General features: G+C 46.2%; 6 protein-coding genes. All 6 read right to left on the bottom strand.

The window, feature by feature from the left end; all coding sequences use genetic code 11:
• Window positions 1-57 precede the first annotated feature (57 nt).
• The 6 genes from rbr to HMPREF0670_RS14320 all read right to left on the bottom strand — a co-directional run bounded on the left by rbr (window position 58) and on the right by HMPREF0670_RS14320 (window position 8069).
• On the bottom strand, window positions 58-600 hold the full coding sequence (gene rbr / locus HMPREF0670_RS14295; protein ID WP_009231859.1) for a rubrerythrin: 543 nt from the start codon (window positions 598-600) through the stop codon (window positions 58-60).
• A gap of 764 nt (window positions 601-1364) precedes the next feature.
• Window positions 1365-2135 (bottom strand): tRNA (guanosine(46)-N7)-methyltransferase TrmB, encoded by a 771-nt coding sequence (gene trmB / locus HMPREF0670_RS14300; RefSeq protein WP_009231860.1) that lies wholly within the window; start codon window positions 2133-2135, stop codon window positions 1365-1367.
• A 169-nt stretch (window positions 2136-2304) separates the two neighbouring features.
• A complete protein-coding gene (locus tag HMPREF0670_RS14305) occupies window positions 2305-3327 on the bottom strand; it encodes a branched-chain amino acid aminotransferase (RefSeq protein WP_009231861.1) in 1023 nt (340 codons plus the stop codon).
• Between the two features lie 300 nt (window positions 3328-3627).
• The gene (locus HMPREF0670_RS14310; RefSeq protein WP_044078397.1) at window positions 3628-5325 is read right to left on the bottom strand and encodes a hypothetical protein; all 1698 of its coding nucleotides are present in this window, start codon (window positions 5323-5325) and stop codon (window positions 3628-3630) included.
• A gap of 328 nt (window positions 5326-5653) precedes the next feature.
• Window positions 5654-7342, bottom strand: coding sequence for a hypothetical protein (locus tag HMPREF0670_RS14315; protein WP_009231863.1), 1689 nt, complete (start codon window positions 7340-7342; stop codon window positions 5654-5656).
• A gap of 13 nt (window positions 7343-7355) precedes the next feature.
• Complete coding sequence (locus tag HMPREF0670_RS14320) at window positions 7356-8069, bottom strand: ATP-binding cassette domain-containing protein (RefSeq protein ID WP_009231864.1); 714 nt, start codon at window positions 8067-8069, stop codon at window positions 7356-7358.
• Window positions 8070-9062: the final 993 nt, after the last annotated feature.

Genomic DNA, 9062 nt, shown 5'->3' on the forward strand with positions numbered 1-9062 from the left:
GCTATCTTTTCACCCTCTCACTTTTTCACCCTTTCACCTTTAAAAGCCTTTTCAGTTTTAGAAGTTTTCGGGCTTCAATTCGAAGAAAGCTTGGGGATGCAAGCAAACGGGACACACCTGCGGAGCTTTCTTTCCAACTACCACATGTCCGCAGTTGCGGCAAACCCAGATGCAATCGCCGTCGCGCGAGAACACCAATGCGTCCTCAATGTTCTTCAACAGCTTGCGATAACGTGCCTCGTGGGTCTTTTCAATCTCGCCAACCTTTCTAAACTTAACAGCCAATTCCTTGAAACCTTCTTCCTCGGCCTCCTTCGCCATACGGTCGTACATGTCGGTCCACTCGTAGTTTTCGCCTTCGGCGGCAATCTTCAGGTTCTCGCTGGTGTTGCCAATCTCGCCGCCATGCAGGTACTTATACCACAACTCGGCATGTTCTTTCTCGTTGTGAGCCGTCTCTTCGAAGATGGCCGCAATCTGTTCGAACCCATCTTTCTTTGCTTTCGATGCGAAGAAGGTGTACTTGGTGCGTGCCATACACTCGCCTGCAAATGCCTCTTGCAGGTTTTTCTCTGTTTTTGTTCCTTTTAAATCTTTCATAATGTTCTTGTTTTTGTCTATGTTCTTTGTATAAGTCCGTATGTACTTTGTATAATTTGGTCGGTCTTGTGCCGTTTTTGTTCGCGTTTCCAGTCTTGTTATCATGCAAAGGTAGTGAAAATAATGCATTCTCAACTACATATTCCGCGATATTTTATGCGGTTTTAAGGCTTGGCTTGCCAATTCAACAGCACTTCGTAATACGGAGGAATGCACACACGAGAAGTGAACAAAAGGGTGTTCAGATAAGCCGATGGAATGAGATAGACCAGAATAGCATAACCATTAGCCCACATCACATGTTCTCTTTATCGTCTACCATACACCAGAACAATGCTGTTCTCTTGGCATAAAGAAAACGACTTCACACTTTTTAGCGGACAGAAATGGCCAATCGCTACACTTATTAGAGGATAAAAATGACTGAAAAGCACATTTTTTAGAGGACATACCTAAGGAATTAGGGGGTGTTTGTTGATTCAAACAACGCGTAAGAAAAGGCAAAAAAGAATACGGAGAAAGGCACTAAAAACAGCTATATGTTGGTGCAATGTCCATAAAAGGAGGTTGAAAACAAACTTGTAAAAGCGTGGTTTATGCCAAAATGCGATACAACGGCAAAGCATATCACTCCCCTCTCCCCTTGGAGAGGGGCTGGGGGTGAGGCTTTATTTCAAACTCATTCCACCCCAGAAAAGAGATGAAGTCGGGTTGTTTTCCCACACTCGCTCCATCTTAGAGCAGGCCTAAGGGGAAGGCCTTATTTATTTCCGAGCATCAAGCGAACTTCGTTTGTTGCGATGATAGCTGCGATATTCGTCGAGAGGAATTTCCACATCGGGCTCAATCAGCGTGCCTTCGTGGGGCAATTCAAACTTCATATACCTGATGTTGAGTCCCCGTTCTATCCACATACTCTCGTAATAGGTTTGGATAGACAGGATTTTTGCCGTCTGTTCGTCGATGCCAGGCGTGTTATAGAGGTCTTCGGTGCGAAACAACAGGTTGAGTTTGTTGGCCGAAACCACGTGCGTGGTATAGGTAAAAAGGAAATTCGAATCGGTTTTGAGGTGCACCACGCCATTGTTTTCCAAAAAACGGCGATAGCGTTCGAGGAAGAAAGTGCTCGTAAGTCGCTTGTGAACATTCTTCATCTGTGGGTCGCTAAACGTCAACCACAGCTCCTGCACCTCGTCGGGAGCAAAGAAACGGTCGATAATCTCGATGTTGGTACGCAAGAAAGCCACATTTTTCAACCCCTGTTCCAACGCCATTTTTGCGCCTTTCCACATCCGAGCACCCTTTATGTCCACCCCAATAAAGTTGATTTCGGGGTATAGTTTGGCCAATTCTACGGTATATTCGCCCTTTCCGCAACCCAATTCAAGCACAATGGGGTTGTCGTTATGGAAGTAATCGCACCGCCATTGCCCACGCATGGCGAAGGGCGTGCTCTCTATTACTGAATAGGGATATTGGAAAACGTTGCTAAACGTTTCCATTTCGGCGAATTTTTCTAGTTTTCCTTTGCTCATACTGATTGGGTGAAATGGGTTTAACGCAGTTGCGACATAGCTTGAAAGCGTATCGTTGCGCAACGAACACACTTCCAAGCACGCTCAAAATATGCCTTGATACTGAACCTGTCAGCTTTATTTTATCTCTTTTTTACCTTCGTTTGTTTCTTTCCTGCAATGCCTGTCACTACTCTATCACAACCGTTGTCCACCCGTGCTTATCTTCTTCGATACCATATTGTATGTTGCGCAGTAGGTTGTAAAGTCGCGTAGACACAGGCCCAGGCTTACCATCGGCACTAAATGTGTAGCGTTGACCCGTCTCCATGTCGTCGAGATAGGAGATAGGACTGATTACGGCAGCCGTTCCGCACGCCCCAGCCTCTTCGAAGGTAGACAACTCTTCTTCGGGAATGGGCCTACGTTCTACCTCCATTCCCAAATCGCGCGCCAACTGCATCAAGCTGTCGTTGGTAATGCTTGGCAAGATGGATGTTGATTTAGGGGTAACATACTTATTGCCTTTAATGGCGAAAAAGTTGGCTGCCCCACATTCGTCAACATACTTCTTCTCTTTCGCATCGAGGTAAAACTCGCTGGCATAACCTTTCTCGTGAGCCAAGGCGTTGGCACGAAGTGAGGCCGCATAGTTGCCCCCAACCTTGTACATGCCCGTTCCGAGAGGTGCCGAACGGTCGAAACTACGTATGATGACATAGGGATTGGTTGAAAAACCACCCTTAAAGTAAGGGCCAACGGGTGTTACGAAGATCAGGAAGAGGTATTCTTCAGCCGGCTTAACGCCCACTTGGGCACTGGTGCCGATGAGTAAGGGGCGGATGTATAGCGCGGCCTTACTCTCGTAAGTGGGGATATAGTCTTGGTTAAGGCGTATCACCTTGGTTACCATCTCTTCGAAAAGGGCTGTTGGAACCGTGGGCATCATGATGCCTTTACATGTTTCTTGCAAACGAACAGCATTCTCGCCCATTCTGAACACGCGCACTTTGCCGTCGGGACAGCGGTAAGCCTTCAACCCTTCAAAGGCTTCTTGTCCGTAATGCAAGCACGTTGCTGCCATGTGTAGCTTCAAATACTCGTCAGAACAGGTCTCTATCTCGCCCCATTTCCCATCGCGGTAATAGCACCGCACGTTGTAGTCGGTTGGAATATAGCCAAAATTCAAACCTGCCCAATCTAAATTCTTCATGTTTTAATTTTGTTTTCGCCACCCCCGCCTATTGCCGTTCCACGATTAAAGGCATTGGGAGAGGGTCTCGATTTTTCGTTTCGTGAAGTACAAAGGTAATCAATTAACAGCACCCACACAACCGTTGGCCGTTGTTTTTTGTAACGAGCCGACATACATCAAGGCAAAATTCCAGCCCACGAAGACATGCAGAAAGCAGGCAAACACAACATGCTTGCCCGCTGCATGGCGACAGGCAGCTCCCCTAAAAGGCTTGTTCAAACAGTTTGCAAGTGCCCTACAAAGATATTTCTAACAACATCACTCATTACCTTGTATCACCGTTTTGTGCCATATACCTCTAATTTCTACATTCATTTTTCTGTCTTTTGCGGGTGTTAGTTCGATACGTTTGCAACGAACATCAGTCAAACCATCCACACTTGCCGAACTATTTATCACCATGAGGTTTACCAACCCCTTATTGCCTGCTTTCAAATTGACATTCATAGGCCTGTTGTATTCATCGTCGCCAATGGATTTCAGCACCATCTTATTGATGTAGGCATCACCAATATCGATCGAAGACTTACCCTTTACCGTCAAGTTGTCTACCCTTACCTTTGAAGTTAGTATCAATTCTTCGCCACCTTCCACCGTCACATTTTTCATATCTCCTGCACCCAACAATGTTCTTTGACGACCCCATTGCTTAACCCACAATGTTCCAGGCAAGGTATTCACTATTATTCGCACCTTCTTGTCGTTGGTGTAATTCTGGTCTATGGCTGTACGCACCTTTCCATCAGCCCCTTTAATAAGGTATGGCATCTGGCCTATATCGCCAGCCTCCCTAGAATTAGCATCACCGTCAGGACCATTTAAACATTCTAGACGAGAGAAATCATCATCTTCTAACGAGTCGGAAAGCGCGTAATATAAGGTGTCTCCCCTTTGTTTCACTGTTATTAACTGCTCAGGATAAATAACAGAACACTGCGAAACATCACTAACGACATTGACCTCCACCGCCAGGCGAAGGGAACCGCCAATGTTTTTATCTGCTCTGTTTGTCGCATCATACATGATTATCGACACCGGAGCAATGCGTTTTTCGGTTGTTCGGTCCAAATAAACAAATATTCTATCCTCAACAATGTCCGTCGCCTTATCGTTTTGCGAAAAGGGGATCAGTGCCCCGGCACATAAAAGCAGAAAGGTTAAGACAAAATAACCCACCACCCAGAGCTTCGTACGTGTGAGAGCTGCACTATCTACCACCTCCATATCCTTGAAACACAGGTAAGACAGCCACCAAACAAATAAGACTGAAAGCCAAGAATACCAAATTAAAATCGCCTCGCCGTATGAACTTGTAAGTAGTGAATGCTTGAAGATAAAGAAAAAGGGCAGAAAGCCCACAATCCAATAAAGTAAGAAGAGGGAAAGCGTGGTTTTAAGCAAGGCGCGCTTAACAAAGAAAACGCTACCCAAGGAATAAATGGCCGTACACGCAAAATAACTCAACCAAATAGCAGCTGCAAAGTCACAAGTCGACTCTGAGTCGCCCCACAGCGGTATGAATTTGAGTTCTATTTGGGGGTATAGCATCCCGACAAGGAGCACACGAAGGCCATCTGCCAAATACAAACATACCAAGAAGCACACCAAGAAGAGGGGAAGGCAGATTATCCAACGTGCAAGCCAGTTCTCAAAAGGTGTCACAGGGAACGTCAGCGCGCTTATCCGTTCAGCTTTTCGTTGCGCACCACTCAGCATTTCGGATGCCGACATAGCCCCCAATATGAAAAGGACGATGACAAAAACAACAAGAAGAATATCCACTGCCTTATCGGTACTAGACGAGTTTCTGCTATATGTAGCAAAAGCTATCCACAACTCTATCATGGCTATGCTCCCAAAGAGTATGGCCAGGCGCATCTTGTTGGTCTGCCAGCGTTCTACCAGCAGTTTAGTAAAGTAGGCCCAAAAGCGGTTAAAGCTGAAATTATCGTTCATGCTGCTCATTGTTTTTCTGTATTTTTTGAGAGTATGGAGGGGAGTGTTCGGCAACAACACGTGAAGTAATATTGCCCACGACAAGCGGTTACGAACGTGCATCCCCACATGCGCTTGCACGTTGTTCCACCTCGAAACAAGGCTACTATGCTGCCACGAGTGGTTAATTACCCTACGTTGCACGGCAAAAGCATATCCACCTTGCATGCAAAATGGGCGCGTTCATCACTGGCGCAGAGGCTTTCCGCGCATGGTCGTCACGCCATTCTACCACCATTCGTTGCGGTTGGACTGCAGTTTGGCGGGTTATCCGCGCATGGTTTTCATGCTATTCTAACACCATCTTGCGTTTTACGTCCTTCACTTCCAACGTAATACTTCCAACCGTATCGGGCAACAACTCAATGCGCTTGCACGCCATCTTGCTCAACCCGCTCAGTTTGCCAGCCCCCTTTACCACCACGTGGTTTATCACCGCGGGATAATCGGTGTTGAACCGGGTTTCCATTTCCCCTTCATCATCCTCATTTTTTCTAAGCGTAACAACCAGACGGTTTACCTGTGCAGTTCCTACCTTAAAGACTCGCATACCCACCACCGACAAAGCATCGATGTGCGACAAAGAGTCTAGTTCCAAACTAAATCCACCTTCAACACTAACGCCTTTGGTTTTACCTGCGCCAATCAAGGTGCTTTGTCTACTTGTTTGCCTAACCGCAAGGTTCCCTGGCAGCGTGTTTATCACAATTCGCACCTTATTCGCATCATCATAATGCTTGTCAACAGCCGTTCGCACCTTTCCGTCGGCTCCCTTTATTTGGTAGGCAATCTTCCCTTCGTAGCAGGCAGAACTAGCATCGGCCATGCCGTCAATCCCATTTACAAAGTACATATCCTCCCTATCGCGCTTATACAGCTCGGGGTTGTACGTATAATATAAGGTGTCGCCCTGCTGCCTCACTTGTATAACCTGCTCCGGATAAATAACCGAACACTTAGACGCATCGCTAACATAGTTCACTTCCACTGCGAGAGTAAGGTTATATTCCTCTGCCAAGTCTGTACTAGACGAGTCTTCAAACTGAACCACCGCTATGGGAGCAATTGGTTTCTCGACGGTTCGTTCTAAGAAGATGGCCGTTTCGTCTACTGAGTGCTGTCCCACGGCATCTAATGCCGACTTATCAAACATTGACCAAATGCTTATGAACAATACCGACACCATACAATAGCCCACCACCCAAGCCTTAGACCCGTTGAACGAGAAACCGTCTACCACCTCCATCTCTTTAAAACAACTATAAGAAAGCCACCAAAGAAACGGAACAGAAACCCAGCCATAGGCTACTAGCACGCTTTCAAAGATATTATCATAGTTGCCGCTAGAAACCATCACGAGACCAAGCACCACGAAGGCCGTAATCCAAAAGAGGATGAAAAGGGTTAGCGTGGTTTTTAGTATGGAGCGCTTTACAAAGAGAATGCTGCCCAAGGCGTAAACGGCAGTACACCAAAAGTACATGAGCCAAGCATTGAGAAACACCTCCCCGTCATAGTCTTCTCTCCTCCAAATGGAGATAAACTCAATGGGCGTTTTGGGATATATGGCCGAGAAAAACGCCACGCGAAGGCCATCGGCCACGTACATGCACACTAAGAAACACACCAAATAAAGCGGTATGGAGATTGTCCAGCGGGCAAGCCAGTTTTCAAAAGGCGTTACAGGAAAGGTCAACGCCCCAATACGTTCGGCTTTACGACGTGCCCCACTGAGTATTTCGGAGGCAAAAAAGCAACCGGAAACCAGCAGGATAAGCGAGAAAATGGGAAAAAGAAGCCCCACCGCCCTATCGTAAGACGTTTCATCCCTATCGTACGACACCGAGGCTATCCACAGTTCTATTATCACCATGCAGCCAAAAAGGATAGCCACGCGCAAAAGGTTGGTGCGCCAACGTTCTACCAGCAGTTTATTGAGATAGGCCCAAAAGCGCGACGCGTTAAAGTTGTCGTTCATCTATTACTCCTCCTTATTCGGCTGTTTGTTGGTTAATGCGCTCGTTAAAATAGCGTTCAAGGTCTATCTTTCCATCGGGGAAGATGCTCTTCATGTCGGCATTGGCCAATATTTGGCTGTTGTCGAACATCACAATGTGGTCTAGCACCTGTTCAATGTCTTTCACTTGGTGTGTAGAAACCACGAAAATGCTCTCAGGCGTGCGCCCTTCGGTAAGGAATTTTCTAAACTGCGCCTTCCCCGGAATGTCCAACCCATTGGTGGGTTCGTCCATCAACAGCACGCGCGTGTGCGTTGCCATAGCAAAACTCATGAACACCTTCTTGCCTTGCCCCAACGAAAGGTTTCCTAGGTGCGTGTCTTCAGTCATGCCGAACACATCCAGATAACGTCGCAAATCGTCGTGAGAGAAACGCGGATAGAACACGCTGTTAACGCGAATATACTCTGACAGCGACACGCGCGGCAGCTCGTACTCGTCGGGAACGATGAAGATGTCGGCAGTGGTTGATGGTTTTCGCAACCTCACGTTGATGTCGTTGAACGTAACTTGTCCCTCGTCGGGCCTCAACAAGCCCGACATAAGGTAGAGCAAGGTGGTTTTACCTGCGCCATTGGGGCCTAACAAGCCGTAGATATGGCCTGGTGAAAAACGCGTGGAGAAGTTGCTGAAGATGACATTCCCCGATTTCTGATATGTAAACGATAGGTTATCTATTTCTAACATGGTGTATGTTTATCGCATGAAAAGCTTATTTTAGATTGTATCGATGCGCTTGCCCCATCAGTCCGACTTCCTATCGTGCCGCGACATGTGCCGGGCATAAAGCGTACTTCCCATCGGAGTGGCGCACAGATGGTGGCAAATTTCGTAAAAAAAGCGTAATCTTCCAAACGTTTAACAACATTTCTTATCACATGTGGAGAAACAGAACAGTCCACTTCGGCATACCGCCAACTTGTAAACCCCTCTACTCGTCAACTTGCCAACTCACCACTTTTTGTCCGTTTTTCGGCAAAGATTTTAACATTATGGCTGCCTTTTTATCCACCAAACTCCAACCAGGCCGCAAAAAATCGATTCTCGCGAAGGTTTGTTTTGAGGCAAAAAGGGGTCAACATGCGATGCAGGCAAAATGAATTTTTATTTAAAACAACCGTCATTTGCACCCGTTTTGGGGCTATTTGCAGCAAAATATAGGGCAATATGGTGCAAAACGCAGCGCAATATGGTGCAAAACGCAGTGCGTTTTGATGCTAAACGCAAGGTAAAATGGTGCTAAACGCAAGGTAAAATGGTGCAAAACGCAAGGTAAAATGGTGCAAAACGCAGTGCAAAATGGTGCTAAATGCAAGATGAAAAGCATAAACATCCACAGCAATCGTATAAACAAACCTTTTTAGAACCATGAAACACATGGCCGGAAAGGGCAAAATAGTCGTTAAAAAGTAGGATTTTAGGGATAAAAAGTGGGTATTTGGGGGTTGAAAAATACGAGTTGGCAACCAAAATAGAAAGGCAAAATGGTGCAAAACGCAGGTAATGGTCTTAAAAATGGACAGAAAACGAAAGGCGTAAGGCTCAAAATAGTGGCTATTTGCCTGCTTTTAGGGCTTAATTTTCGCTAGAACGGAGCTGAAATTAGAGTAGTTTTGTAAAAACAAAAGAAACAATTTAAGCATTGTGAGTTGATGAGTCTATGAGTTGATGAGTTTATAA

Origin of the sequence: Prevotella sp. oral taxon 317 str. F0108 (assembly GCF_000162415.1) — a bacterium.
Classification (GTDB): domain Bacteria; phylum Bacteroidota; class Bacteroidia; order Bacteroidales; family Bacteroidaceae; genus Prevotella; species Prevotella conceptionensis.